The following is a 25,900-nucleotide window of genomic DNA, read 5'->3' on the forward strand; positions in this document are numbered from 1 at the left end:
GTCAAGGACGGCGCGTCGCGCCGCCGCGACGCGGCCGCCRGAGGCGGTCCTTGACACGGCCAGACGCCAGAGCAGGCTCGCCRTCAAGGTTTYAAGGCGCGGCCTCGCCGCTGCGGGCGGTCTTTCRACGCCCCTACGTCCGTCATCCTCGGACTTGTTCCGAGGACCCCTGTGTCCGCCGTGCTGCCCGTCGGGGTGGGCCGCGACCTCACCGCTTTGCGCGTTCACGTTCTTCTCAGCTGAACGAGGGGTCCTCGGAACAAGTCCGAGGATGACGAGCGTTGGGGGTGATGGGCGTTGGGGTTGTGAGCGTGGGTCGCGGGACCTTCCGTCCCGCCCCGTCCCCAGCCTATCGTCCCCCACCAACACCAGGGGGATCCACATGCCGACACCCGCCCATCTCCGCCGCGCGACGCTCGCGCTGCTGGCCCTCTGCGCCGCCGCCCTGACCGCGCCCTCGGCCCAGGCGGCCGGCCCGCGCGAGAACGACCTCGCCCTGCCCATCGGCGGCAAGCCGGGCCCGCTGGACGCCATCACCGACGTGGCCGGGGTCGAGGTCGGGCAGACCACGCTGATCTCCGGTTCGGGCAAGCTCGTCCCCGGCAAGGGCCCCGTGCGCACCGGGGTGACGGTGGTCCTGCCGCGCGGCAAGGATGATCCCGACCCGGTGTTCGGGGCCTGGTTCGCCCTGAACGGCAACGGCGAGATGACCGGCACCACCTGGCTGCAGGAGGGCGGCTATCTGGAGGGGCCGGTGGCGATCACCAACACCCACAGCGTCGGGGTGGTGCGCGACGCGGTGATCCAGTGGGAGCTGTCGCGCAAGGCGGTGCTGCAGCCCTGGTGGCTGCCGGTGGTGGCCGAGACCTATGACGGCCTGCTCAACGACATCAACGGCTTCCACGTGAAGCCCGAGCACGTGCTGGCCGCGCTGGACGCCGCCAAGGGCGGGCCGGTCCAGGAGGGGGCGGTCGGCGGCGGCACGGGCATGGTCTGCCTGCACTTCAAGGGCGGGATCGGCACCGCCTCGCGGGTGCTGACGGCCAAGCAGGGCGGCTACACCGTCGGCGTGCTGGTGCAGTGCAATTTCGGCGGGCGCCCAGACCTGCGGATCGCCGGCGTCCCGGTCGGCGAGGCGATCCCCGACCTGATGCCCTGCGTCGCCAACGGCGCGCCCGCTCCGGCGGCCGCCCCGCGGCTGAAGCCCTGCGACGCGGCTCCCGCGCGGACCCAGTCCGAGGCGGAGACCGAACGCGAGCAGGGCTCGATCATCGTCGTCGTGGCCACCGACGCGCCGCTGCTGCCGCACCAGCTGAAGCGCCTGGCCACCCGGGTCGCGCTTGGCGTGGGGCGGCAGGGCGGCTTCGGCGGCAACGGCTCGGGCGACATCTTCATCGCCTTCTCGACGGCCAATCCCAAGGTCTGGGCGGCGGACGACGTGTCGTCGGTGAAGATGCTGAGCAACGACCAGATGGACCCGCTGTTCAAGGCCACTGCCCAGGCGACCGAGGCGGCCATCACCAACGCTCTGCTGGCCGGCGAGACCATGACCGGCGCCGACGACGTCCACGTGTACGCCATGCCGGTCGACCGGATGCTGGAGGCGATGAAGCGGTACGGGCGCGAGGTGAAGCGCTAGGGGATCTCCCCCGATGGACGCCCGCCGCCATCCCCGCCACAGTCCCCTCAGCCGGACCCCGACCCGGCGCGCCACGCGAGGGCCGGCATGGACTTCATGAAACTCCTGCGCAGCTTCGAGGAGTTCCTGTTCGAGGCGACGTCGTGGCTGGTCTTCTATCCGCTGACCCTGTGGCGGGTGCTGGTCCGGCCGCTGGAGACCATGGCCTATTCCGACGCCGAGCAGGGCGACGACGAGGCCGGGCGCTATGACGACGCCCTGACGCCGCCGCTGTTCCTGCTGGTCACCGTGGTGGCGATGAACCTGCTCGCCCTGGCCGCCCACATGCCCCAGCCGCGCGCGGCCGGGATGCTGGGGCATGCGGTCTTCAGCTCGCCCCAGAACGCGGCCCTGTTCCGCGCCCTGGTCTTCAGCCTGATCCCGCTGGTCGCCGCCGTCGCCCTGCTGCGCTTTCAAGGCGTGCGGCTGTCGCGCGAAACCCTGCGGCCGCCGTTCTACGCCCAGTGCTACCTGGCCGGGCCGTGCGCGGTGATCGTGATCGGCGGCGGGATCATCTTCCAGCGCCAGGACATCCCCAACGTCCTGGGCCTGGTGCTGATGCTGGCCGGGCTAGCCTGGTTCCTGACCGCCCAGACCCGCTGGTTCGCCAGCCGTCTGGAGATTGGGAGACTGCGCGCGGTGGGGCTGGCCGTCGGGGCGCTGGTCCTGGCCCTGGCGGCCTTCATCGCCATCATCATTCCCGTCGCCCTGTTCTGACCACCGATTTAGGAAACCAAGCTTCCTAAATCGGGTGACGCCGCCCGCGTCCTCCGTCTAGGGTCCCGGCCGAGTTCGGAGGAGAATCCCATGCGTCTTGGACTGGTGCTGGCCGCGATCGCGGCGCTGTCGGTTTCTCCCGCGTTCGCTCAGGACAAGACGCCTTATGAGGCCGTCGATCCGTTCATCGGCACCGGCGGCGACGGCCACACCTTCCCCGGCGCGGTCGCCCCGTTCGGCATGGTGCAACTGAGCCCCGACACCGACATCCTGCCGTTCAAGCAGAGCTACGCCCGCGCCGCCGGCTATCGCTACACCGACCCCACCATCCTGGGCTTCTCGCACACCCACTTCTCGGGCTCGGGCCACTCCGACCTCGGCGACATCCTGCTGGCCCCGGTCAGCGGCGAGGCCAAGCTGGAGCCGGGCGAGGCCGACAAGCCGGGCTCGGGCTACCGCTCGCGCTTCTCCCATGACGGCGAGGTCGCCCAGCCCGGCTACTACGCCGTGACCCTGACCGACAGCCAGGTGCGGGCCGAGCTGACGGCCGGCCTGCGCACCGGCATGCACCGCTACGCCTTCCAGAAGGGCGCGCGGGCCCAGGTGCTGCTCGACCTGCGCACCTCGATCTACAACTATCCGGGCAAGGTGTCGTGGTCGCGGATCCGCGTGGCCGAGGATGGCACGATCACCGGCATGCGCGAGACGCGCGGCTGGGCGCCGGGCCGCCAGCTCTATTTCGCCGTCCGCTTCGACCGGCCGCTGGTCGGCAAGGCGCTGTACAACAAGGAAGAGACCGTCCCCTACAAGGGCTTCGCCCAGCCGGGCCGCACAGCCTTCGACCGCGCCCAGATGGAGGGCCGGGCGCTGGTCGGCGTCTTCGACTTCGGGACCATCGACGGGCCGCTGGTCGCCAAGGTGGCCATCTCGTCGGTCAGCGAAGAGAACGCGATCCTGAACCTGTCCAGCGACGAGAAGGGCTTCGACTTCGACGGCCTGCGGGCCCGCACCCGGGCGGACTGGGAAAAGGCCTTGGGCGCGGTCGAGATCGCGGCGCCGGCCGATACGCGGACCAACGTCTACACCGCCCTCTATCACACCCTGCTGGCCCCCAGCGTGTTCAGCGACATCGACGGCCGCTATCGCGGGCCGGACAACGAGGTGCACACCGCCCAAACCTCCGATGGGAAGCGCTACACCTTCCACTCGACCTTTTCGCTGTGGGACACCTTCCGCGCCGAGCACCCGCTGCTGACCCTGGTCCAGCCGGAAAAGCGCACCAGCGACGTGGTCAACTCACTGATCGCCTCGCAACAGGAGAGCCCGTACGGGATCCTGCCGGTCTGGCAATTCCACGGCCAGGAGACCTGGACGATGATCGGCTATCACGCCGTGCCGGTGATCTCCGACGCCTACATGAAGGGCATCCGGGGCTTCGACGAGAAGGCGGCCCTGGACGCCATGGTCAAGAGCGCCACCTACGCCCCCTACGGTGGTCTGGGCGACTACATGACCCTGGGCTACGTGCCGATCGACAAGGAGCCGGAGGCCGCCTCCAAGACCGTCGAATACGCCTATGACGACTGGACCATCGCCCGCATGGCCAAGGCCATGGGCCGCGACGACGTCGCCGCCACCTTCGAGAAGCGGGCGGGGAACTGGCGCAACAGCTTCGACACGAAGACCGGCTTCCTGCGGGCCCGCAAGAGCGACGGGGCGTTCCGCACGCCGTTCGACCCGACGGCGATCAACTACGGCAGCGACTACACCGAGGGCAACGCCTGGCAGTATTCGTGGTTCGCGCCGCAGGACCTGGGCGGGCTGGTGGGCCTGATGGGCGGCGACGCGGCGACCGTGCGCAAGCTGGACGCCATGTTCGACTTCGACAATTCCAAGATCGACTACTCGCACGCCGAGGACATCGCCGGCCTGATCGGCCAGTACATCCACGGCAACGAGCCCAGCCACCACGTGGCCTACATGTACGATTACGCCGGCGCCCCGTGGCGCACCCAGGCCCGGCTGACCCAGATCGTGAAGTCGCAATACAAGCCCACGCCCGACGGTCTGTCGGGCAATGACGACCTGGGCCAGATGTCGGCCTGGCTGGTCTTCACTTCGCTGGGCTTCTATCCGGTCGCGCCGGGCTCGAACGAGTACGTGATCGGCCGGCCGTTCGTGGACAAGGCGGTGCTGAACCTCGAGGGCGGCAAGCGGTTCACGGTGCGGACGGTGGGGCTGTCGGACGGCGCGCCCTATGTCGGCGCGGTCGCCCTGAACGGCAAGCCGCTGACCAGGAGCTTCCTCCGCGACGCCGAGATCCGGGCCGGCGGCGAGCTGGTCTTCACGATGAGCGCCACGCCGAACAAGGCGTGGGCATCGGGGGTGAAGGATCGGCCGACGTCGATGACGGGATACGGGCGGTAAACGCTCTTCCCTCCCCCTCGTGGGGAGGGTGGCCCTGGCGGAGCCAGGGTCGGGTGGGGTTTGCCGAGTCAGCAGGCCCCACCCACCAGCTTCGCTGGTCCTCCCTCCCCACAAGGGGGAGGGAAGGTCGCGAACGCCCTTGATCCTACCGCGCCGGCGGCGCGGCCTGGACGCTGAAGTCGCCGATGGTGATCGCCGGGCCCTTGGGGGCGTTGGCGCCGTCGACGCGGACGAACGACACCACCAGCTGGCTGATCTGGCCCGGCGAGAGGCCGCGCAGGACGTCGGTGGCGGGCAGGACCAGCTTGGCCTTGCCGCTGCCTTCCGTCCCGCTGCCCCCGTGGTCGGCGTGGTCGCCGCCGCCCGCATGAAGGGCCCCGGCGATTTCGAAGGCCCCGACCGTGCCGATCAGGTGGCGTTCCTCGGGCGCGCCGCCCGACGTCGGCAGGTTGACATAGACCTTGTAGAAATAGCCGCCGGCCTTGCCGATCTCGGTCAGGGCGACCTCGTCGAGCACCACGTTCAGTTCGGTGGGGGCGGGGGTGCGCGGCGGAGCGGCGGCCAGGGCGCCGGCCTGCAGCTTGCCTTGCTGGCCCAGGGGAACGCTGACGCTGAACGAGCGGTCGTCCAGGGTCAGGGCGCCCTGGCTGTCGCCCAGCGAGATCACCCCGTCCAGCGCCTTTTCGCCGTTCATCGGCACGGCGCGCAGCGTCGGCCGGGCCGGGGTCCTGGGAGCCGGCGGCGTGGGCAGGCGCTGGTTGTCGTAGACGTAGCCCAGGGTCGTGGTGGTGTCGCGGGTCTGGACCTTGGCCATGCCCGGCGTGGTGGGGCCGTAGTTGAACCCGCCGTTCCAGTAGGAGTCGCTCGTCGCCGGCATGGTCCGTCCGCCGCCCGCCGAGATCCACGCGCACCACAGCCGGTCGATATTGCCGTGATGGACCCAGAAGATCGGGTCCTCCGGCGACAGCATGGTGGGCATGACCCCGCCGATGATGTTGTGCACCTGGTTGTGCGGCAGGCTCTCGATCTGCGGCTCCATCGGCGAGGGCCAGTTGCGCGGGAAGTTGACGTACTGCAGCTGGGTGAAGCCGTAGCCCAGGGCGCCCGAGACGTTGGTGTTCTTGCGCCAGACCCACAGCGGATTGCTGGCGTCGCCCGGCGTGGTGAATTCCTTGGGCAGGTTGGCGTTGGTGTAATAGTCCCAGTACGGCAGGTTGAAGCTCTGATCGCCCGAGATCGCCCGGATCTGCTGCTCGAACCGGTAGATGTAGCCCCGGTGCCAGGTCAGGAAGTAGGGCACGCCGTGCGGGCAGTAGCTCTTGTGGATGTTGGCCCAGTAGACCCAGCTGTTGGGATCGGAGGGGTTGGTGTTCGCCCGCATCTTCTTCACGGTGGCGACGAACTTGGCGTAGGACGGGGTGTTGACGAACGCCGCCCAGGAAGTCCGTGTGCGGACCGACTGGGCCAGCGCCTGATCCGCGCCCAGGCTTGCTGAAAGTCCGGCCGCGGCGAGACCCGCGCCCAGCATCGTGCGTCTGTCGAGCATGTCGCCCTCCCCTTGTATCGGGCGACCGTAGCGTCCTTTGGTTGTGTTTTGAAGGGGGCTCGCCGAAAAGTTCTGTCAGCGCGGCTTGAAGGCCAGGGCGTCGATCAGGACGCCCGGTCCGCGCGAGGTCACGACCACCCGGTGCGGGCCGTTGCCCAAGGTCAGGCCGGTCGCCGCCGTCAGTCGCCCGTCCAGCACGCCCTGGGCCCAGACCGCGTCGCCGGGCTCGCGCTTCAGGGCGATCTCGACCGGCGGGCCGCCGTCCACCGCCACCGCAAGCCGCAGGGCGTCGCCGGCGGTCAGGGGGAAGGTCGGGATCAGGTCCAGCGACAGGGTCCGAGACCCCGGCGGCAGGGTGATGTCGTAGGTGAGGGTCGAGCCGGCCGCGCCCGATTGCATCGAGCCCACGCCGCGACCCAGGCCGTCGACCCGCGTCCAGCCCGCGCTCGTGACCGTCTCGGCCTGGATCGCGATCGGCGCCCCGGGGTCGGGCGTGGCCGGCGACGCGGCCGGGGCCGGGCCGGCCTCGACCAACGAGGCGGCGGGCAGCACCGGCGGGGTCAGGCGGAACGACTTCCACTGGCCGTCGGCCGGCTCGACCGCCATCAGGCCCCGCCACTTCCCGCCGGCGATCTCGGTGTTGTAGCGGTCGGTCAAGGCCGCCAGCTCGGCGTCGGCCCTGCGGGCCAGGGCGCCGCGTCGCCGGGCTTCCAGCGGCGCCTCGTCGGCCAGGCGGTCGTGGGCCTCGGCGTCGAAGAAGCGGTGGTTGGCCGCCGCCGCGGCCTTCACCGGATAGGCGACCAGTTCGAAGAAGGCGTCCTGCTGTTCGCGCTTCAGCCGGGGGCCGACGGCGTCGACCCGGGCGACCAGGGCGTCGAAGGCGGCCAGGCGCGTGGCCGCCGCCTCCAGCGGCAGATCGCTCATCCGGGCCTTCTGACCGGGCAGCCACCATTGCAGGTGCTCGGGCTTGCGCTCGAGGTTGAGGCCGTACCAGGCGGTCATCAGGTCGGCGATCTCGGGCGCCGCCTCGGGGCCGAACTCCCGCGCCGACCAGCCGGCCAGGAAGCCCCGCCAACCGTCCTTGCGGAAGGCGTCGACGTCCCAGGCCATGGCCAGGAACAGCTCGGTGTTGATCTCGGCCGGCTTGAGGTCGCCGGCATTGGCCACCCACAGCCGCCGCGCGCCCTGGTCGTACGCCTGGCCCATCTGCTGCTGGATCAGGGCCGGCGGGGTGGTCGACAGCCAGATGTAGGACAGCGGCGCGCCCAGATAGGACAGGTGGTAATAGACCCCCGAACCGCCCGTCCGCTTGCGCTCGGCCGCGTCGGGGAACTGGCGGATGTAGCCGAAATTGTCGTCGGGCCAGACCAGGGTGACGTCGTCGGGGACCTTCAGCCCGCCGCGATAGACGTCCAGCACCTCCTTGTAGGGCGTGAACACCTGGGGCGCGCCCGCGACGCCGCGTTCGGCCAGCAGCCGGCGCTGGTCGGCGAAGATCGTCTCCAGCAGCGCCTTGCGGCTGGCCAGGTCGGTGGCCCCGACCATGCCGCTGTCGTGGATGCCGCGCATGCCCAGGGTGTAGAGGTTCTCGTACCCGCCGTTGGCCTGGACCCGCTCGCGCCAGTAGGCCAGCACCCCGTCCGGATTGGTCGCGTAGTTGTAGGTCTCGGCCGGTCCCTTCCACTCGCCGACATTGTTGCGCAGCATCGGCTCGGCGTGGGACGAGCCCATGACGATGGCGTAGCGGTCGGCCAGCTTGGCGTTGGTCGGGTCGCCGTTGAACGGGGCGGTGGTCGGGTGCATGGCCGGCCACAGGGTGTTGGCCTTCAGGCGCAGCAACAGGTCGAAGACCCTGGCGTAGGACTTGGGACCGATATTGCCGGTCTCGGGCTCGAACGTGTGGGCCGCCCAGGGCTGCAGCCCCCAGTCCTCGTCGTTGAGGAAGATCCCGCGATACCTGACCGAGGGCGGGCCGAAGCGCCGGGTCCCGGCGGCCACGTACAACTGGTCGCGATGGGGCGGCGGCACGTCGGCCCACCAGCGCCAGGGCGAGACGCCGATCGCCTGGGACAGCTCATAGACGCCGTAGGCCGTGCCCCGCCGGTCGCTGCCGACGATGACCAGGGCGCGGGGGACGCCGGGGGCAGGCTGGTCGACCACGGCGATGATGAAGCTTTCCCAGGCGCCCTTCAGGTCGCGGACGTCGAGCTTGCGGGTCGCGACCAGGCGGTCGATGGCGGGGTTGCGGCCCAGGGTCCCGATCCAGACCTGGGGACGGCCTGGGGCGCCGTCGTCGAGGCGGACGGTCGCCGAACGGTCCGTCACCTCGGTCAGGTCGTCGGCCAGGCCGTGGGCGGCCAGGCTGACCACCGGCGCGTCGTCCTGGCTCACGACCAGGTCGGCGATGGTGTTCGGAGCGACCAGCGGAAAGGCGCCGGCCGCGGGGCGGTCCAGGATCCAGGGCGAGGGGGAGGCCAGCGCGGTGGAGGCCCAGAGGCTGGCGATGAGGACGGTCGCGATCCGGACGATCGATGCCAGCACGTTTGCCTCCCGTGTCGCCTACGCGAACCGTTTCACAAAATGAGACGAAAGTTCACATGATGCAACGGATCACGGGCGGAGATCGTACCGGTGAACACTTGCCCCACCTGACCGCTGCGCGGTCTGTCGCGGCGAGGGGGCGGAGGACGAGAGCGCGGCGTCCTCTTCCTCCTGTGGGGGAAGAGGATCGCGAAGCGATCCGTAGGGGGCAGGTGCTCGCCGCACTGGGATTCCGGTGAGAGCCTTAGAACCCCAGGCACACCGGTTGCGTCACCACCATCACCGCTTCCTGCGAGAACCGTCGCTTATACGCCGCGCGCACGGCGTCCAGCCTGTCCTCGCCGCCGGCTCGGCCGGGCAGGGCCAGGATCACCACCTTCGATGGCTCGCGGACGATGACGCCGTCGGCGCCGCGCCACTGGCCGGCGGCGTCCAGCACGGTCAGGCCGGCGGGAAAGCGCGGGGTCAGTTCCTCATCGACGAAGCGGGCGAAGTCGGCTTCGGAGACGCCGACCTGGTCGCCGATGTCGCGGCCGAAGAACAGCTGGGCGGTGCGGCCGGGGCTCTGGCCCGCCGGGCAGGTCGCGGGCGCCAGGGTCGCGCAGCCGGAGAGCAAGGTCGCGCCGGCCGCCAGGGCCAACAGCGCGACCGGGCGCATCAGCCGCCCACCGCCAGGTCGTCGGCGTGGATCATCGGGCCTTCGGTGAAGCCCAGCTCGGCCTCGATGGCGTCGCTGCGCAGGCCGGCGATGCGGTGGGCGTCGCCGCTGTCGTAGCGGACCAGGCCCCGGGCGACCTCGCGACCGGTCTCGTCGCGCACGCGGACGGCGTCGCCCTTGTCGAACGGGCCCTCGACGGCGCGCACCCCGGCGCTGAGCAAGCTCTTGCCGTTGGCCAGGGCGGCGGCGGCCCCGGCGTCGACGGTCAGCCAGCCCTGGGGGGCCAGCGAGCCGGCGATCCAGGCCTTGTAGGCGGCGGCGGGCGAGGCGCCGGCCTCGATCACCGTGGCCAGGGCCCCATCCTCGATGGCCTGCAGCGGGGCGGGGCGCGAGCCCAGGGTGATCAGGGTGGCGCAGCCGGCGGCTCGGGCGATGCGGGCGGCGGCGATCTTGGTGGCCATGCCGCCGGTGCCGACCCCGGCCGAGGCGTTGGCGCCTTCGGCCATGCCGGCGATCTCGGGCGTGATCTCGCCGACCCGCTCGATGTGGGTGGCGGTCGGATCGCGGCGCGGATCGGCGGTGTAGAGGCCGTCGATGTCGGACAGCAGCACCAGCAGGTCGGCGCCGACCATCTGGGCCACGCGGGCGGCCAGACGGTCGTTGTCGCCGTAGCGGATCTCCTCGGTCACCACCGTGTCGTTCTCGTTGACCACGGGCACGACATTGAGGGCGATCAGGGTCTCGGCGGTGGCGCGGGCGTTCAGCCAGCGGCGGCGGGTCTCGGTGTCGTCGCGGGTCAGAAGGATCTGGGCGGCGACCACGCCGTGCGGCTCCAGCGCCTCTTCCCAGGCCCGCATCAGCACCGACTGGCCGGCGGCGGCGGCGGCCTGCTTCTCGGGCAGGGTCAGGGACTTGCGGCCCGTCAGGTTCAGGCGACGGCGGCCGAGCGCGACGGCGCCGGAGGACACCACCACCACCTGCTGGCCCCGGGCTCGCAACCGGGCGAGGTCGGCGCAGAAGGCGTCCAGCCAGCCCCGGTTAGCCGCGCCGGTGGCGGCGTCGACCAGCAGGGCCGAGCCGACCTTGAAGACGATGCGCTTGGCGCGCGTAAGCGCCCCCCCGGAAGCGGACATCAGGGCTGCCAGCCCCCGGGGGTTTCCTCCTCGGGGGCCTCGTCGATCGCCGCCTCGGCGGGGGTCTCGCCCCGGCGGATGCGCACCTGGATGAAGGCCGCGCGCAGCAGTTCAGTCACGCCCTTGCCGGACACGCCGGAGACCAGCATCGGCTTGATGCCGGAGACGGCCTCGAGCTCGGCGCGCTTGGCTTCCAGCGTCTCGGGATCCAACGCGTCGATCTTGTTCAGCGCCAGGATCTCGGACTTGTCGGCCAACTCGTCGCCATAGGCTTCCAGCTCGCCGCGGATCGTGGTCCAGGCGGTGGCGATGTCGTCCTGGGTGCCGTCCACCAGGTGGATCAGCACGGCCGAGCGTTCGACGTGGCCCAGGAACCGGGTGCCCAGCCCCGCGCCTTCCGACGCGCCCTCGATCAGACCGGGGATGTCGGCCATCACGAAGCGCTCGCTGGTCGACAGGTCGACCATGCCGAGGTTGGGCGTCAGGGTGGTGAACGGATAGTCGGCGATCTTCGGCTTGGCGGCGCTGGCGGCGGCCAGGAAGGTCGACTTGCCGGCGTTGGGCAGGCCGACCAGGCCGACGTCGGCGATCAGCTTCAGCCGCAGCCAGACCCACAGCTCCTCGCCCTCCTGACCGGGATTGGCGTATTTCGGGGCCTGGTTCACCGGGCCCTTGAAGTGCAGGTTGCCCCAGCCGCCGTTGCCGCCCTTGGCCAGGCGCAGGGTCATGCCGGCGGTGTCGAGGTCGGCGATCAGGGTCTCCTTGTCCTCCTCCAGCACCTGGGTGCCGACGGGGACCTTCAGGACGACGTCGTCGCCCGCCGCGCCGTGACGGGCGCGACCCATGCCGTGGATGCCCGTTCCGGCCTTGAAGTGTTGCTGGTAGCGGTAGTCGATCAGGGTGTTGAGGCCCTCGACCGCCTCGATCCAGACGTCGCCGCCTCGGCCGCCGTCCCCGCCGTCGGGGCCGCCGTATTCGATGTACTTCTCGCGTCGGAACGAGACCGCGCCGCCGCCGCCGTTGCCGGAGCGGACGTAGATTTTGCACTGGTCCAAGAATTTCATGAGCGTCTTTTGTCGCAAGGCGGCTTTCGCGTCGAGCCGAAACCGGTCCACGGCCAAGCCTTACAAGCGTTTAGGGACCGGAATCCGGCGGTTATAGCGTCGCTTTGCCGCGTCGAACCACGTTCGACATCGTGACGAAATGTTAAAAGAGATCATGCGACAAACGATCTCATGAGGAAACCGATAGGACCATTGCGCGGGGAGGGCGGACATTGACGACGATTTCTGACGCCGAATTTGCGCATGACCTCCAGGATCTGACGCTGCCGACCCTGTGTCGGAAGTACACCCACGAGGCGTCGCTCCATCGGAACATGCTGATGAGCCGGGGCACGGGGCTGGCTCCGGAGTGGCGCGACTTCCGCGCCTTCCTGAGCGCAATCGGTCGCCGCCCGACCGAAGAACACAATTTCATCCTGCTCAATCGCAACGAACGCACCTACGGTCCCGGACGGGCCCGGTGGATGACGCCTGACGAACAGGTCGTCCACGAGGAAGAGTTCGACCGCCAGCAGGCCGCCAAGAGCCGCGAAACCCACCAGCTGATGCACCAGGCCGCGGCGATGAAGCGCGCCAGCGCGCCCAACGCGGCCAATTTCGGCCAGTGGACGCCGATGGCCGGCCGCCAGGTCTCCTATACCGAGGTGGCCAAGCGCCTGGCGATCCCGATCAACGCGCTGAACAAGACCATGGCCGACGGCCGCACGGCCGACGAACTGGTCAAGCGCTCGGGCTCGGCCCAGGAGCTGATCAATCCGGACCTGCAGTGGCTGCCGCCGGACCCGACCCGCAAGGCCAACTTCTTCGAGGCCTTCCGCATCTGGCACATGCAGGTGCAGCCGCAGTTCGCCCGCGCCGCCACGCCGACTTTCCTGTTCCTCTACATCGCCCTGCCGGTGATGAAGGAGTGCCGGGACGAGCTGATGGGCCTGAACCTGTGGAACCCGCTGGGCCAGCGGGCCATGAACGCCCGCGACAGCCACGTGGCGTGGAAGAAGTACTGCGAGTTCATGCCCCGCGCCCAGGTGGCGATGATGGAAATCCCGATCTACGCGACCTATTCGCTGCTCAGCGACCTGGACGCCCTGTGCGAGCGGATCATCGTCGCCGAGAAGCGCTTCCGCGAAGGCCCGCAGAAGGTCGTCGCCACGCACCGCGCGGCGTAAGACCCTAAGCCAACCAGACCATCATCCGCGTCGGCACGGGTTCGGCCCGCGCCGTCGACGGCTTGTGCTCGACGACGCCCGTGTAGAGGAAGCCGGCCTTGACCAGCACCTGGCCCGAGGCCGGGTTGTCGGCGAAGTGGCCGGCGACGACCAGCTTCTTGCGCCAGTCCTGCTTGGCCCAGGCCAGGGCGCCCTGAGCGGCTTCCGTCGCCAGGCCGCGGCCCCAATAGGGCCGGCCGACCCAGTAGCCGATCTCCAGGTGACCGTCGGGCGGCGTGAAGAAGCCCAGCACCCCGACCACGCCCTCGTCCTCCAGGTCGATCACGAAGGTGGAGTCCTTGCGCCGGTCCTGGACCTGGCAGCGGGCGACGAAGCCGTCGGCGTCGCTCTGGCTGTAGGGCCAGGGCATGCGGGTGGTCATCTTGGCGATCGCATAGTCGCCGCACAGCGCCGCGATCCGCGCCGCGTCGTCGGCATGGGGAGCCCGCAGCGTCAGCCGCCGCGTCTCGATGATCGGACTCTTCTCGATCACGCACATCGCGCGCCTCCCGTACTCGGTCCTTCTAGGTGGGGACCGTGACGCTCGGATTTCAGGCCTGGGGTGCTTTTGCGGCCAAGAAATTTCGAGCGCGGACAAAACAAAAGCGGGGAGCCCGGCGTTCCGGACTCCCCGCTTAGGTTCGTCTGTCCGGATCGTCTTTCTTTGAGGAAAGCGCGACCCGGTTTCTACGAGGTTCGCGCTACTCGGCGGCTTGCGCCGGGGCAGCTACGTTCACGTAGGTCCGATTGTTGCGCTTGGTGACAAAAGCCACCGCGCCTTCGATAAGCGCGAAGAGGGTATGGTCCTTGCCCATGCCGACGTTCGCGCCCGGATAGAACTTGGTGCCGCGTTGGCGGATGATGATGTTGCCGGCGGCCACCTTCTGGCCACCGAACTTCTTCACGCCGAGACGACGGCCGGCCGAATCGCGACCGTTGGAGGACGAACCACCAGATTTCTTGTGAGCCATTGTGCTCTCCTGATCCTTAGAGGCGCAGCCGGTTAGGCTTCGCCGTCTTCCTTGGCCGCGGCCTTCTTAGGCGCGGCCTTCTTCTTCGGGGCGGCGGTCGGCTCGGCGTGTTCGACCACGGCGGCTTCAACCTTCGGCGAAGACTTGGTGGCCTTCTTCACGACGGTTTCGACTTCGACCTTGGCCGGAACCACGGCCGACACGGCGGCGTCGCCGAGGCCGCGAGCGCGGGCGTTCAGGATGACCTTCGGGGTCAGGTCGACGGTGCCGTCCCACTTGTCGGTCTTGCCGGCGCCGGCGACCGAGGTCACGCGGATGACCGACTCGGTCTGGCGGTGACCGCGGGTGCGGCGATAGCCCTGACGGCGGATCTTCTTGAAGATCTTCACCTTCTCACCCTTGCGGGTTTCGATCAGGGTGCCGGAGACGACAGCGCCGTCCACGAGAGGGGCGCCGACCGTCACGGCCTCGCCTTCGCCAAGCATCAGGACTTCGCCGAAAGCGACTTCCGCGCCCGGTTCACCGTCGAGCTTTTCGACAACCAGCAGGTCGCCGGCTTGGACCCGGTACTGCTTGCCGCCGGTTTTGATCACCGCGTACATAGGTTAGCGCCTTAAGAAACGTGCGTTCGCAAAATAGGGAACGCCCGCGAGGAGACCCGGCGGGCGAGAGGGGCGCACTTATACCGTCGAAAGTCGCCGAGTCAACGGCGACGGGGCGCCCGGCTTGACTAAAATCGCGACGCAGCCCTAGCCGCGCCAAACGTCCGGATAGGGCGGCATGGGGACGTCCAGGGCCTGCTCCAGCCGCCAGGCCTCGTCCTCGCCGTCGATCTCCAGGATCAGCCGCTCCAGCCGCTGGCGCACGCCCGGCCCGGCGAGCCAGTTGGAATAGGCCGCGTACTCGTCGTCGCCGCCAAGCGAGGACCGGGCGTTCGAGCGCCGGAAGATTTCCGAGTTGACGGCGTCGGCCAGGTGAAGCCCCGCCCGGGGCTCGTCGCTGGCCAGCCAGGCCGCCAGGCGCGCCTCGACCGGCTGGCCCAGACAGATCAGGCCACGCAGCCAGTCTTCGGCCTCCTCTTCTTCCGGCGAGGCGCGCAGGGCCTGGCGCCAAGCCAGGTCGAAGACCGCCACGATCGCCGCGCGCTCGTCCGCCGGCCAGCCCGGGAAGCCGCCGTAGGCGATCTTGCGGGCCAGGCTCTCTGGATCGCCGCCCAGATGGATCCGCGCCGGACCGCGCACGCAGAGCTCCAGGATGCGCGGCAGGAAATGCTTGTAGTCGTCCACCCCGCCGACCGTCGTCATGGCCCAGCCCATATAGCCGCCGAAGTCGTCGGCGGTGAGCTCGGCCAGGGGGCTGGTGGAGAGCCGGGCCAGGATTCGCTTCGGATCGCGACCGGGCGCGGCCTCCAGGGCGGTGGGGCGCCGGCAGCCCTGGAGGGCGATATAGACCGCATCCAGCGCGGTTTGCAGGTCGGGTTCCGGCGTCATGGCCGCGCTTCATATCATGGCGGACGGGATCTCGCGCACGAGGCGCGAGAGAGGCGCTGGTATGTTACTTTATAACAGGCTATAGCCGGTAACGTGAACACAACCTTCTTCGCCTCCGTCGCCGCCACCGGTTTCGCCGTGGCCTTCCTGCATGCGGCCTTGCCCACGCACTGGCTGCCGTTCGTGCTGGTGGGGCGCGCCCAGAAGTGGACGACGGGCCGCACCCTGGGCGTCACCCTGCTGGCCGGGCTGGGCCATGTGGGCCTGACCATCCTGCTGGGCCTGGCGGTGGTGGCCGCGGGCCTGGTGGCCGAGCCGCACCTGGGCGGCTACTTCCACTGGATCGTCGGCGGGCTGATGGCGCTGATCGGCGCTTTCTATCTGATCCGCGGCCGTCACAAGCACGCGACCATGGACGGGACCCGCAAGTTCGCCTCGGACAAGGCGGCGATCACCGCCCTGGTGGTGCTGCTGACCCTGTCGCCGTGCGAGGCCTTCCTTCCTTACTACCTGGCGGGCATGGAGCATGGGGTGGTCGGCTTCGTCGTCCTGAGCGCCGTGCTGCTGACCGCGACCGCGGCGGGCATGCTGGTCTTCACCGGCCTCAGCCTGGCCGGCTTCAACCGCCTGGGCCTGGACCGGCTGGAGCAATATGAGGAACTGATCCTCGGCGGCGCCCTGATCGCCATCGGCGCGGCGGTGGCGTTCCTGAAGACCTAGCGCGGTTTAGAGGGATGGATCGGAGGCGCCCGCTTCCCCCCGGCCCCCATCGCTCCTAAATAGCCGCCATGACCCAGACATCTGCTCAACCGGGCGCCCAAACCGGCAAGATCCCCGTCACCGTGCTGACCGGCTATCTCGGCGCCGGCAAGACCACCCTGCTCAACCGCATCCTCACCGAGGAGCACGGCAAGCGCTACGCCGTGATCGTCAACGAGTTCGGCGAGGTGGGCATCGACAACGACCTGGTGGTCGGGGCCGACGAAGAAGTGTTCGAGATGAACAACGGCTGCGTCTGCTGCACGGTGCGCGGCGACCTGATCCGGGTCCTGCAGGGACTGATGAAGCGGAAAGGCGGCTTCGACGCCATCGTGGTCGAGACCACGGGCCTGGCCGATCCGGGCCCGGTGGCCCAGACCTTCTTCGTCGACGACGACGTCAAGGCCCGCACCTATCTGGACTCGGTCACCGCCGTGGTCGACGCCAAGCACATCCTGCTGCGCCTGGGTGATTCCAAGGAAGCGGTCGAGCAGATCGCCTTCGCCGACCAGATCGTGCTGAACAAGACCGACCTCGTCTCGGAAGACGACCTGCGCCACGTCGAGGCCCGCATCAAGCGGATCAACCCGCTGGCCCCGATCCACCGCGCCCAGCGCTCGAACGTCCCGCTCGAGGCGATCATCGGCAAGCACAGCTTCGACCTGGAGCGGATCACCGAGCTGGAGCCGGAGTTCCTGAACCCGGCCCACGGCGAAGCCGGCCACGTGCACGACGAGCACTGCGGCCACGACCACCATCACCACGACCATGACCACGGGCACGTGCATGACGAACACTGCGGTCACGATCACCACCATGGTCACGACCACAAGAGCGACATCCACGACGACGGCGTGAAGGGCATCTCCCTGACGCTGAATACGCCGGTCGACGGCCAGAAGATCACCGTCTGGCTCAACGACCTGCTGGCCAGGCGCGGTCCGGACATCCTGCGCGCCAAGGGCATCATCGACGTCAAGGGCGAGGAGCGCCGCCTGGTGTTCCAGGCCGTCCACATGATCCTGGAAGGCGACTTCCAGCGCCCGTGGACCGACAAGGACAACCGCTACAGCCGCATGGTGTTCATCGGCCGCGACCTGGACGAAGCCGAGCTGAAGGCCGGCTTCGAGGCGACGGCGGCTTAGTGCAAAAAGCCCTCCCCCAGTGGGGGAGGCGATCGCGCAGCGATCGGTTGGGGGGAGTTTTAGGATCGTCGATCCAGTAGCGGTCGAGACCGTATCACTCCCCCCTCCGTCGGCTTCGCCGACACCTCCCCCACAGGGGGAGGACCTGTAAGCTCTCTAGTGAATGTCCTCGTTGATGATCCCGATCTGGGTCCAGCCCTCGTTGTGGACCCGGTCGATCACGCCCATCAGCGCCTCGTAGGGCACGTCGGCCTGGGCGGTGACCATCAGGCGCTGATCCTTGCGGGGACCGGTCTGGCCGTCGGCGGCGAACCTGGCGCTCAGGTCCTGCGCCAGGGTCTTCAGGCTGGTGGGCCGGCCGGCCAGGAACAGCGCGCCCGAGTCCTGGATCGAGATGAACACGGGGTCCTTCGACGCGACCTTGTCCGAGGCCGGCGGCATGTCGAGCTTGATCGAGGTCACGGCCGTCGGCACGGCGACCATGAAGATGATCAGCAGCACCAGCAGGATGTCGACGAAGGGCGTGACGTTGATTTCGGAATTCTGGCGGATCGCATAGCGCCCGCCGCCGCCGTTGCCCGCAAGTCTTGCCGCCATGACCCGTCTCCTCTTCGAACCGCCAGGGGTGATTGAAGTTACAGGTGTAGTTTGCGGACTTTCTTACATTTGTAAAGCGTTGGGTCGCAGGCACGAAAAAGGGGCCGGACGCTGGCGTCCGGCCCCTGATTTCTGGCGATCGCCGAAGAGTCCTAGTGGATGTCTTCGTTGATCAGGCCGACCTTGTACCAGCCGGCGGTCTGCAGGGCGTTCAGCACGCCCATGAAGTCGGCATAGGTCACGTCGGCGTCGGCGCGGACCATGACGCGCTGGTCGTCCTTCGGGCCGGCTTGACCGGTCGCGTTGAACTTCTGGTCCAGATCGAACTGCAGGTTGTCCAGGCTGGTCTGCTTGTCGGCGACGTACAGGGCGCCCGACTTCTGGATCGAGATGAACACCGGCTCCTTCGGCTTCGGCGCGTCCGGCGGCGGGATCGTCGCGGGCGGCAGGTCCACCTTGATCGCCACGGTCGCCATCGGCACGGCGACCATGAAGATGATCAGCAGCACGAGCAGGATGTCGACGAAGGGCGTGACGTTGATGTCGGCGTTTTGGCCCAGCGAGTATTTGCCGCCGCCACCGCCGGAGAGTTTAGCCGCCATTGCCTGACTGTCTCCTAAGGGCCGCGTTCGTCGCGGTCCCGAAAATGTTAGATCGCCACGTCTGGCTCAGACGGGCGCGGAAGTAAAGCCCGAGGAGGCGCCGCAAAGGCAACCCCTTTTGTGACTCTTTTTGGCGGAACGGCGTTCAGATGACGGGTTCTCCAGCCCCGGCTCGCGTGGGGCGCGACTAGGCGCCCGCGTTCGGGCGGGGTATGGCGCGCGGATGATCTATTCCTTCGACGCCTATGTCACCGCCGCCCTGTTCGACCGCGCCGGCCGAGCCGCCTTCGCCCTGGGCGACGGGACGGTCCGATTCGAAGCCGCCATCGCGGGAGAGCCCGGTTTCGTCACCGTCGAGGCCCATTCGGGCGCCGTGCTGGCCGCCGCCGTCCACCCCTCGGGCCGCGGGATCGTCACCGGCGGCGACGACGGCAAGGTGGTCTGGAGCCGGCTCGAGGGCGACGAGGTGGCCGCCACCCTGATCGCCGAGGTCAAGGGCCGCTGGATCGAGCATGTCGCCGCCAGCGCCGCCTCGGGCCTGATCGCCTTCACCGCCGGCAAGGAGGCCCATGTCCGCGACTCGGCCGATCCGAAGTTCCTGCGCGTGTTCGCCCACGACAAGACCGTCTCGGGCCTGGCCTTCGACCCCAAGGGTCGTCGCCTGGCCACGGCCGGCTACGGCGGCGTCTCGCTGTGGTGGGCCAAGATCGAGGGCCAGAAGCCGCAGGTGATGAAGTGGGCCGGCAGCCACATCGCCGCGATGTTCAGCCCCGACGGCAAATTCCTGGTCTCGTCGATGCAGGAAAGCCAGCTGCACGGCTGGCGCCTGGCTGACGGCAAGGACATGCGGATGGGCGGCTATCCGGCCAAGATCAAGAGCCTGGCCTTCTTCGACAAGGGCGCCCTGATGGTCACGGCCGGGGCCAACGGCGCGGTGGTCTGGCCGTTCGCCGGCGCCAGCGGCCCGATGGGCAAGGAAGCCGCCGAGATCGGTTTCTCGCGCGATTCGATGGTGGTGCAGGTGGCCGGCGTCGAGGCCCTGCCGGTCGCCATCGCCGGCCAGGACAACGGCAAGATCTGGGGCGCCCACATGCGCTCGGGCCGCATCGAGACCCTGAAGGCCGAGAAGGGCGCGGCGATCAGCGCCCTGTCGGTCTCGGCCGACGGCTCGCGCCTGGCCTGGGGCGACGAGGACGGCGAGGCGGGGATCATCGCGATCCCGGCGATGGAGACGCGGTTCTAGGTCCTCCCCCTTTGGGGGAGGTGTCGGCGAAGCCGACGGAGGGGGGAGTGATCGGCAGGCGACATCCTGCAGGATTCAACGATCCTAAAACTCCCCCCACCGATCGCTGCGCGATCGCCTCCCCCACAGGGGGAGGGGTTCCGCGTTAGCCTAGTCCGCTCAACACCTTCACCACCGCCGCCACCGTGGCCTCGTCCGTGTCGCGCAGCCCGTCCTGCACGAAGCCCAGCTTGTAGGCCCGATCCTCGTGACCCTGGCCCAGGCCGTAGGTCATCGGCCCGCTGCACGAGCCGTGCACCTCGCGCACCCCGGTCCGCGCCACCAGCTGCGCGACGTTCGACGGATTGACCCCGCCGCCGGCCAGGATGGCGATGCGGCCGTCGGCCTTCTCGACCAGCGCCGCGATCGTCTCGGCCCCGGCCATGGCGTTCAGGGCGCAGCCCGAGGTCAGGATGCGTTCGAAGCCCAGATCGATGGCGATCTCCAGCGCGGCGAACGGATCGGGCGTCAGGTCGAAGGCCCGATGCAGGGTCACGCCCAGGCCCTCGGCGTGGGCGACCAGCATCGCCAGGGCGTCGGCGTCCAGTTCGCCCGACGGCAGGTTGGCGCCGATCACCACGCCCGCCAGGCCAGCCTCGCGCGTGGCGTCGATGTCGCGGAAGAAGGCGTCCAGGTCGCCGTCGTCATAGACGAAGTCGCCGTTGCGCGGCCGGATCATCGGATAGATCGGGATCGGCGCCTCGGCGGCGATGGCCATCAGGCCGGGCGCCGGGGTCAGGCCCTGGAGGGCCAGGGCCGAGCACAGCTCGATGCGATCCGCGCCACCGGCGATCGCCGCCGCCAGTCCGGCAGGCGTATCGACACAGACTTCCAGGATCACGCGGTCGGACATCTTGGCCTCTCCCAAGCTCGTGGTACGAGATTCGCAAACGGCGTTCTTGGAGCACACCCATGCTGAATCGCAGAGGCCTAATCGGCGCGTCCCTCGCAGGATCTGGCCTGGCCGGATCGGGGCTGATGGGCGCCGGAGGGGCCTCGGCCGCGGCCGGGAGCGCGGGCGGCATCCAGCTGACCAAGCCCTGCGTGATCTCCACCTGGGACTTCGGCGTGCCGGCCAACCAGGCGGCTTGGGCGATCCTCGGCAAGGGCGGTCGCGCGCTGGACGCGGTCGAGGCCGGGGCCCGCATCCCCGAGCAGGACCTGAAGAACCACAGCGTCGGCCGGGCCGGCTATCCCGACCGCGACGGCCACGTCTCGCTGGACGCCTCGATCATGGACGAGCAGGGCAATTGCGGCGCGGTCGCCGCCCTGGAGCACATCGCCCACCCGATCTCCGTGGCCCGGGCGGTGATGGAGAAGACCCCGCACGTCCTGCTGGTCGGGGCCGGCGCCCTGCAGTTCGCCCAGGAGCAGGGCTTTCCGCGCGAGGAGCTGCTGACCCCGGAATCCAAAGCCGCCTGGGAGGCCTGGAAGAAGGACGCCAAGTACGCGCCCAAGGCCAACAGCGAGGTCGGCGACTACGGCAAGACGTCCGGGCGACTGGGCACGCCCGGCGGGGCGGGCAATCACGACACGATCGGCATGCTGGCCCTGGACGCCCAGGGGAACCTGTCGGGGGCCTGCACCACCAGCGGCATGGCCTGGAAGCTGCGCGGCCGGGTCGGCGATTCGCCGATCGTCGGGGCGGGGCTCTATGTCGACAACGACGTCGGCGCGGCCACCTCGACCGGCGTCGGCGAAGAGGTGATCCGCAATGTCGGCAGCTTCCTGGTCGTCGAGCTCATGCGCCAGGGCCGCTCGCCCCAGGACGCCTGCAAGGAGGCCGTCGCGCGCATCCTGAAGAAAAAGCCGCAGGCCAAGGACATCCAGGTCGGCTTCCTGGCGCTCAGCAAGACGGGCGAGGTCGGGGCCTGGTCGATCCAGAAGGGCTTCAGCTACGCCCTGTGCGACGGGGCGCGGCAGGATCGGCTGGTGGCGGGGGAGAGCTTCTACTGAGGGCGCGCGTCGCAAGTCTGAAGACGCGAGGGGGCGTTTACCATCTCAGCGAGTAAAGCCGAAACCAATCGCCAGGATGTTTGCGGTGCAGCTTGGCGTTTAGTGGTGCGGCATGAGTGATCGGTATTTTTACAACGCGGATGACGAGTATACGGGACGCTCGACCAGCGGGGGCACGAACTGGGCGCCGCTGATCATGCTGGTGGCCGGACTGTGGGGATTAGACCTGCTGGCGAAGTGGTGCCGAGGCTTCCTCTACAGTCCCCATCCCCAACCCTATCAAATCATCGCGGACGTCTACCGCGTCCTGTTCGAGATGGCGGGCGGCGTGGGCGGGGCGTTCGTCCACTTGAACTCAACGCCCTATCACAATCTGAATGGCGTCATCCTTCTCGCTCTGACGATCATGATGGCGATCGGCATTCTCCATTTGCTCGGCCTCGCCGCCGGACGGCTGAGGATGAGGAAGAGAAGGCTGGCGAGCCTGATCGGCTTGGTCTTCGCGTTCCCGGCCTTGGTCGGCCTGTCCTGGTGGACCATCGTGGCGCTTTTCCATTGGCTGTTCGCGAAGGCAGGCTGAAGGCCGAGACCGTCCGCCAGGTCTCATCGCGGGTAGATTCAGATCGCTAAAGATTTCGACAGCGGGCGAGGGCTCTCCCGAGGCTTCCTACGGCTCCAATCTTCTGGAGCCATCCATGACCTCGACCCCCAACACCCGCCGCGCGCTGGCGGCCGGCCTCGCGAGCGCGGCGGCCCTGCTGCTGGCCGCCGCCGGCCCCGCCCGGGCGTCCGACCATCTGGACACGCCCAGCGTCATCGCCGATCCCCGGGCCGACATCGGCGACATCTTCGCCTGGACCTCGCCGGACGAGCGCAGGCTGAACCTGGTGATGGCGATCGTCGGCCACGGGTTCTCCAAGGACCTGGCCTACGTGTTCCACGTCGACAGCGGCGCGCGGTTCGGCAAGACGACCGCGACGACGACGATCTCCTGCCGGATCAACGGCGCGGAGACCCGCTGCGAGGCCGGCGGGGACGAGGTCCAGGGCGACGCCAGCCGCCCCGGCGGGCTGGAATCTCGCCACCGCCGCTTCCGGGTGTTCGCCGGCCTGCGCGACGATCCGTTCTTCAACAACGTCAAGGGCACGCGCGAGGCCTACGACTTCGCCGCCGCCGCGCTGAAGGCCGGCGCGCCGCTCGACGAGGCGGGCTGCCCGGCCTTCGACCAGGCGACCTCGGCGGGGATCCTCGACCGTTGGCGCCACACGCGCGGCGGGCCGGCCCAGAACCTGCTGGCGGGCTGGACGCCGGCCTCGCTGGTGATCTCGATCGACCTGCCGGCGGTGTCGCGTGGCGGCAAGCTGTTGGCGGTCTGGGGCGAGACCGTCGGGCCCAAGGGCCGCATCGACCGCATGGGCCGGCCGCTGACCGGCAACGCCCTGTTGGCCACCCTGGCGCCCGACGCCGTCAGCGACGCCCTGAAGGAGGCCTACAACCACGCCACGCCGGCGACGTCCGACGCCTTCATCCCCGAGATCGAGAAGACCCTGGGGCTATACGACGCCTTCGACGGCCAGTGCGGGGACGCGATGATCGCCGAGCGTTCGGCGGGGGCGTCGCGCTACCTGAACCTGGCGATCCTGCTGGCCGACGACCGGCTGTGGATCGACAGCGGCGCTGCGCGCTGCACGACCCTGTTCGCCGTGGAGCTGGCCGCCCTGGCCGGCCGCCGGGACCTGGTCGGCGACTGCGGGGGGCGGACGCCCAACTATGACGCCGTGGACGTCTACCGCTCGCTGCTGGCCACCGGCCGCCTGACGGGCGTCGACGACGGCGTCGACCATGACGACCACGTCCATTCCGACACCGTGTTCCCCTTCCTCGCCGCGCCCGACGGCCCGGCCTATCCCTCGCGCAAGGAGCCCTGACCATGGCCCTGTTCAAGATTTCCCTTCGCCGCGCCCTGCTGGCTGCCGGCGCCCTGGTCCTGGCCTGCGGACCCCAGGTCGCCGCCGCCCATGAGTTCTGGATCCAGCCCGAACGCTTCTGGCTGCCGGTCGACGCAGCCACCCCCATGACCTTGCAGGTCGGCACGGGGACCGAGCGCCAGCGCTCGCAGCTGCCGCCGCGCCGCGTGCTGCGGTTCGACGCCACGGCGTCGGGCGGCGAGGCGTTGGACCTGCGCCCGGGCCTGACCCTGGGCGCCCCGGACGCCGACGGCGCCCTGAGTTTCCCGCGGCCCGGCGCCTACGTCGTCACGCTGCGCAGCGACGCGAACGCCCAGAGCCACCAGTCGGCCGCCAGGTTCAACGCCTATGCCGAGGAAGAGGGACTGACCCCGGCTTTGGAGACGCGCGCCGCGAAGGGGCTGCAGGCCATCGACGCCTCCGAGCGCTACAGCCGCCAGACCAAGGCCCTGGTCCAGGTCGGCGACGGCGGGGACCAGAAGGTCGTCACCCGGCCTGTGGGCCTGACCCTGGAGATCGTGCCCGAGGTCAGCCCCTACGCCCTGCCGCGCCTGGCGGCCTTACCGGTGCGGGTGCTCTATGAAGGCCGGCCCCTGGCGGGGGCGCTGGTCAAGATCACCGACCTGGCCCATGACGCCGCGCCCCTGGAGCAGCATCGCACCGACGGCGAGGGCCGCGCCGGCTTCGCCATGCCCAGCGGCGGAACCTGGATGATGGACGTCGTCTGGACCAAGCCGCTGGTCGACGAAGGCGTCGACTTCGAGACCGTGTTCTCCAGCCTGAGCTTCGGCTTTCCCGCTCAATCTCGCTGAGGCTCCGAACGGCCGGCGGCGCGTTCGACACTCACCGGGGCCTACGACAGGAGATGGACTCATGCCAGGCAGAGACGACGGCGCGATCGTCCGCGCGGTGTTCGCGGCCTATGTCGCCAAGGATCGGGCCGCCATCGAGCGGTTGATCGGGCCGGACTTTCACTTCACCAGCCCGCTCGACAATCGCATCGATCGCGAGACCTATTTCGAGCGGTGCTGGCCCAACAGCGAACGGATCGAGGACTTCGATTTCGTCCGCTTCATGGCGGGCGAGGATCAGGTCGCGGTGACCTACGAGGCGCGATCGAAGGGTGGCAAGCGGTTCCGCAACACGGAGATTTTCAGCCTGCGCGACGGTCTGGTCGTAGAGGTCGAGGTCTATTTCGGATGGTCGCTGCCGCATCCCGCTTCGGCCGGCGGGTTCGTCGATCAGGCGTAGCGGCGCGTCGGCGAGACGGAGCGTCGGAAGTCGACGGGGCTCTGACCGTAGTGCTGGCGAAACGCCGCGCTGAAATGGCTGTGGCTGGAAAAGCCGAGGTCGAGGGCGAGGTCGGTCAGGTCCTCGCAATCGCCCAACAGGTCCAGGGCGCGGGCCAGGCGCAGGCGCAGCTGGTAGCGGTAGAGCGGCGCGCCCTCGGTCTGGGCGAAGACTTGGGTCAGATAGACGGGCGAGACGCCGACCTCGCCGGCGATCTCGCCCAGGGTCCAGCGGCGGGCCGGGTCGGAGGCCAGGACCAGTTTGGCGCGGTCGGCCAGCTTGCGGCGGCCGTGGCTGGCGGCCCGGGCCTGGGAGGCGCGCTCGCCCAGGGCGCGGCGGACCAGGCCCAGGGTCAGGGTCTCGGCCTGCAGCGGCTCCAAGGCTCGGCGCGCCAGGCCGTGCCGGAGCTGGGCGGCCAGGGCCTGGGCGTGCGGGTCGAGCCCCCGCGCCGGCCGCCGGAACACCGCTTGGCCGCCATTCTCCAGTTGTTCGATGGGAGACAGTTCGTTCAGCAGGTCATCGTCGATCGACACCGACAGGCAGGCGTCGCCGCCGCCGACCGGATGGCTGATCGCATAGTCCTGGCCGCGGTTGAAGAACACCACCTGGTTCGCCTCGGCCACCGCGTCCTGGCGGCCGACGTGGCGGACATAGGCGCCGCGATAGGGGAAGACCAGGTGGGTCGAGGCGGCGCACTCGCTGGGGCTTCTGTGACGACAGGCGCCGTCGCAGGCCACGTCGCGGACGCCGACCGTCGGGGTTTGCAGGAGCAGGGTGACGGTGAGCTCGTTCATGCGTCCCGCTATCGGCGGGACGGGGTCACGGGGGCAATAACCTGGGAGGTTATGGGCGCAAGGTCCTCCCCCTGTGGG

At 69.3% G+C, this 25,900-nt stretch carries 25 protein-coding genes; 12 read left to right on the top strand and 13 right to left on the bottom strand.

Translation table 11 applies throughout. The annotated features are described in order from the left end of the window. The first annotated feature begins 382 nt into the window (after window positions 1-382). The 3 genes from AC1DYP_RS22565 to AC1DYP_RS22575 all read left to right on the top strand — a co-directional run bounded on the left by AC1DYP_RS22565 (window position 383) and on the right by AC1DYP_RS22575 (window position 4,822). Window positions 383-1,639, top strand: a complete 1,257-nt coding sequence (locus AC1DYP_RS22565; RefSeq protein WP_477048221.1) for a DmpA family aminopeptidase — start codon at window positions 383-385, stop codon at window positions 1,637-1,639. 87 nt (window positions 1,640-1,726) lie between these two features. Continuing rightward, entirely contained in the window at window positions 1,727-2,395 is a 669-nt protein-coding gene (locus AC1DYP_RS22570) for a hypothetical protein (protein WP_477048222.1), read from the top strand. A gap of 90 nt (window positions 2,396-2,485) precedes the next feature. Next, entirely contained in the window at window positions 2,486-4,822 is a 2,337-nt protein-coding gene (locus AC1DYP_RS22575) for a GH92 family glycosyl hydrolase (RefSeq protein ID WP_477048223.1), read from the top strand. Between the two features lie 145 nt (window positions 4,823-4,967). On the opposite strand, the gene AC1DYP_RS22580 is transcribed toward AC1DYP_RS22575, so the two are convergent. From AC1DYP_RS22580 to obgE, 5 genes are all read right to left on the bottom strand, one after another. Beyond that, window positions 4,968-6,368, bottom strand: a complete 1,401-nt coding sequence (locus AC1DYP_RS22580) for a tyrosinase family protein (RefSeq protein ID WP_477048224.1) — start codon at window positions 6,366-6,368, stop codon at window positions 4,968-4,970. A gap of 75 nt (window positions 6,369-6,443) precedes the next feature. After that, window positions 6,444-8,909, bottom strand: a complete 2,466-nt coding sequence (locus AC1DYP_RS22585; RefSeq protein WP_477048225.1) for a glycosyl hydrolase 115 family protein — start codon at window positions 8,907-8,909, stop codon at window positions 6,444-6,446. 244 nt (window positions 8,910-9,153) lie between these two features. Further along, complete coding sequence (locus tag AC1DYP_RS22590; protein ID WP_477048226.1) at window positions 9,154-9,567, bottom strand: DUF3574 domain-containing protein; 414 nt, start codon at window positions 9,565-9,567, stop codon at window positions 9,154-9,156. Next, the gene (gene proB, locus AC1DYP_RS22595; RefSeq protein WP_477048241.1) at window positions 9,567-10,703 is read right to left on the bottom strand and encodes a glutamate 5-kinase; all 1,137 of its coding nucleotides are present in this window, start codon (window positions 10,701-10,703) and stop codon (window positions 9,567-9,569) included. The genes AC1DYP_RS22590 and proB overlap by 1 nt, the downstream gene beginning before the upstream one ends. Then, window positions 10,700-11,764 (bottom strand): GTPase ObgE, encoded by a 1,065-nt coding sequence (gene obgE / locus AC1DYP_RS22600; protein ID WP_477032336.1) that lies wholly within the window; start codon window positions 11,762-11,764, stop codon window positions 10,700-10,702. Before obgE ends, proB begins: the two co-directional genes overlap by 4 nt. Before the next feature lie 320 nt (window positions 11,765-12,084). Between obgE and AC1DYP_RS22605 the strand changes: the two genes are divergently transcribed. Beyond that, window positions 12,085-12,930: a hypothetical protein gene (locus tag AC1DYP_RS22605; RefSeq protein ID WP_477048227.1), complete on the top strand. Its 846-nt coding sequence runs from the start codon at window positions 12,085-12,087 to the stop codon at window positions 12,928-12,930. 4 nt (window positions 12,931-12,934) lie between these two features. Here AC1DYP_RS22605 and AC1DYP_RS22610 read toward each other — a convergent pair whose 3' ends face one another. From AC1DYP_RS22610 to AC1DYP_RS22625, 4 genes are all read right to left on the bottom strand, one after another. Continuing rightward, window positions 12,935-13,468, bottom strand: a complete 534-nt coding sequence (locus AC1DYP_RS22610) for a GNAT family N-acetyltransferase (RefSeq protein WP_477048228.1) — start codon at window positions 13,466-13,468, stop codon at window positions 12,935-12,937. 202 nt (window positions 13,469-13,670) lie between these two features. Beyond that, a complete protein-coding gene (gene rpmA / locus AC1DYP_RS22615; RefSeq protein ID WP_422182347.1) occupies window positions 13,671-13,940 on the bottom strand; it encodes a 50S ribosomal protein L27 in 270 nt (89 codons plus the stop codon). Between the two features lie 32 nt (window positions 13,941-13,972). Next, window positions 13,973-14,542, bottom strand: coding sequence for a 50S ribosomal protein L21 (rplU, locus tag AC1DYP_RS22620; RefSeq protein ID WP_477032339.1), 570 nt, complete (start codon window positions 14,540-14,542; stop codon window positions 13,973-13,975). 147 nt (window positions 14,543-14,689) lie between these two features. Beyond that, complete coding sequence (locus AC1DYP_RS22625) at window positions 14,690-15,430, bottom strand: hypothetical protein (protein ID WP_477048229.1); 741 nt, start codon at window positions 15,428-15,430, stop codon at window positions 14,690-14,692. A gap of 93 nt (window positions 15,431-15,523) precedes the next feature. Here AC1DYP_RS22625 and AC1DYP_RS22630 point away from each other — a divergent pair, with 93 nt between their 5' ends. Then, entirely contained in the window at window positions 15,524-16,150 is a 627-nt protein-coding gene (locus AC1DYP_RS22630; protein WP_477048230.1) for an MntP/YtaF family protein, read from the top strand. 68 nt (window positions 16,151-16,218) lie between these two features. Then, the gene (locus AC1DYP_RS22635) at window positions 16,219-17,334 is read left to right on the top strand and encodes a CobW family GTP-binding protein (RefSeq protein ID WP_477048231.1); all 1,116 of its coding nucleotides are present in this window, start codon (window positions 16,219-16,221) and stop codon (window positions 17,332-17,334) included. Between the two features lie 156 nt (window positions 17,335-17,490). Here AC1DYP_RS22635 and AC1DYP_RS22640 read toward each other — a convergent pair whose 3' ends face one another. Next, the gene (locus tag AC1DYP_RS22640) at window positions 17,491-17,931 is read right to left on the bottom strand and encodes a biopolymer transporter ExbD (RefSeq protein ID WP_477048232.1); all 441 of its coding nucleotides are present in this window, start codon (window positions 17,929-17,931) and stop codon (window positions 17,491-17,493) included. 152 nt (window positions 17,932-18,083) lie between these two features. Beyond that, window positions 18,084-18,533, bottom strand: coding sequence for a biopolymer transporter ExbD (locus tag AC1DYP_RS22645; protein WP_477032344.1), 450 nt, complete (start codon window positions 18,531-18,533; stop codon window positions 18,084-18,086). A 223-nt stretch (window positions 18,534-18,756) separates the two neighbouring features. On the opposite strand from AC1DYP_RS22645, the gene AC1DYP_RS22650 reads away from it, so the two are divergent. Then, complete coding sequence (locus tag AC1DYP_RS22650; RefSeq protein WP_477048233.1) at window positions 18,757-19,776, top strand: WD40 repeat domain-containing protein; 1,020 nt, start codon at window positions 18,757-18,759, stop codon at window positions 19,774-19,776. A gap of 145 nt (window positions 19,777-19,921) precedes the next feature. On the opposite strand, the gene AC1DYP_RS22655 is transcribed toward AC1DYP_RS22650, so the two are convergent. Further along, the gene (locus AC1DYP_RS22655; protein WP_477048234.1) at window positions 19,922-20,668 is read right to left on the bottom strand and encodes a copper homeostasis protein CutC; all 747 of its coding nucleotides are present in this window, start codon (window positions 20,666-20,668) and stop codon (window positions 19,922-19,924) included. Window positions 20,669-20,727: 59 nt separating this feature from the next. On the opposite strand from AC1DYP_RS22655, the gene AC1DYP_RS22660 reads away from it, so the two are divergent. The 5 genes from AC1DYP_RS22660 to AC1DYP_RS22680 all read left to right on the top strand — a co-directional run bounded on the left by AC1DYP_RS22660 (window position 20,728) and on the right by AC1DYP_RS22680 (window position 24,989). After that, window positions 20,728-21,771, top strand: coding sequence for a glycosylasparaginase (locus tag AC1DYP_RS22660; protein WP_477048235.1), 1,044 nt, complete (start codon window positions 20,728-20,730; stop codon window positions 21,769-21,771). A 112-nt stretch (window positions 21,772-21,883) separates the two neighbouring features. Further along, on the top strand, window positions 21,884-22,351 hold the full coding sequence (locus AC1DYP_RS22665) for a hypothetical protein (protein WP_477048236.1): 468 nt from the start codon (window positions 21,884-21,886) through the stop codon (window positions 22,349-22,351). A 115-nt stretch (window positions 22,352-22,466) separates the two neighbouring features. After that, complete coding sequence (locus AC1DYP_RS22670) at window positions 22,467-23,699, top strand: DUF4331 family protein (protein ID WP_477048237.1); 1,233 nt, start codon at window positions 22,467-22,469, stop codon at window positions 23,697-23,699. A 2-nt stretch (window positions 23,700-23,701) separates the two neighbouring features. Then, window positions 23,702-24,550, top strand: coding sequence for a DUF4198 domain-containing protein (locus AC1DYP_RS22675; RefSeq protein WP_477048238.1), 849 nt, complete (start codon window positions 23,702-23,704; stop codon window positions 24,548-24,550). Between the two features lie 61 nt (window positions 24,551-24,611). Beyond that, the gene (locus AC1DYP_RS22680) at window positions 24,612-24,989 is read left to right on the top strand and encodes a nuclear transport factor 2 family protein (protein ID WP_477048239.1); all 378 of its coding nucleotides are present in this window, start codon (window positions 24,612-24,614) and stop codon (window positions 24,987-24,989) included. Here AC1DYP_RS22680 and AC1DYP_RS22685 read toward each other — a convergent pair. Beyond that, a complete protein-coding gene (locus AC1DYP_RS22685) occupies window positions 24,980-25,822 on the bottom strand; it encodes a helix-turn-helix transcriptional regulator (RefSeq protein ID WP_477048240.1) in 843 nt (280 codons plus the stop codon). The two genes, AC1DYP_RS22680 and AC1DYP_RS22685, sit on opposite strands and share 10 nt — an antisense overlap. Window positions 25,823-25,900: the final 78 nt, after the last annotated feature.

The organism is Caulobacter sp. P1_D6 (genome assembly GCF_056406095.1).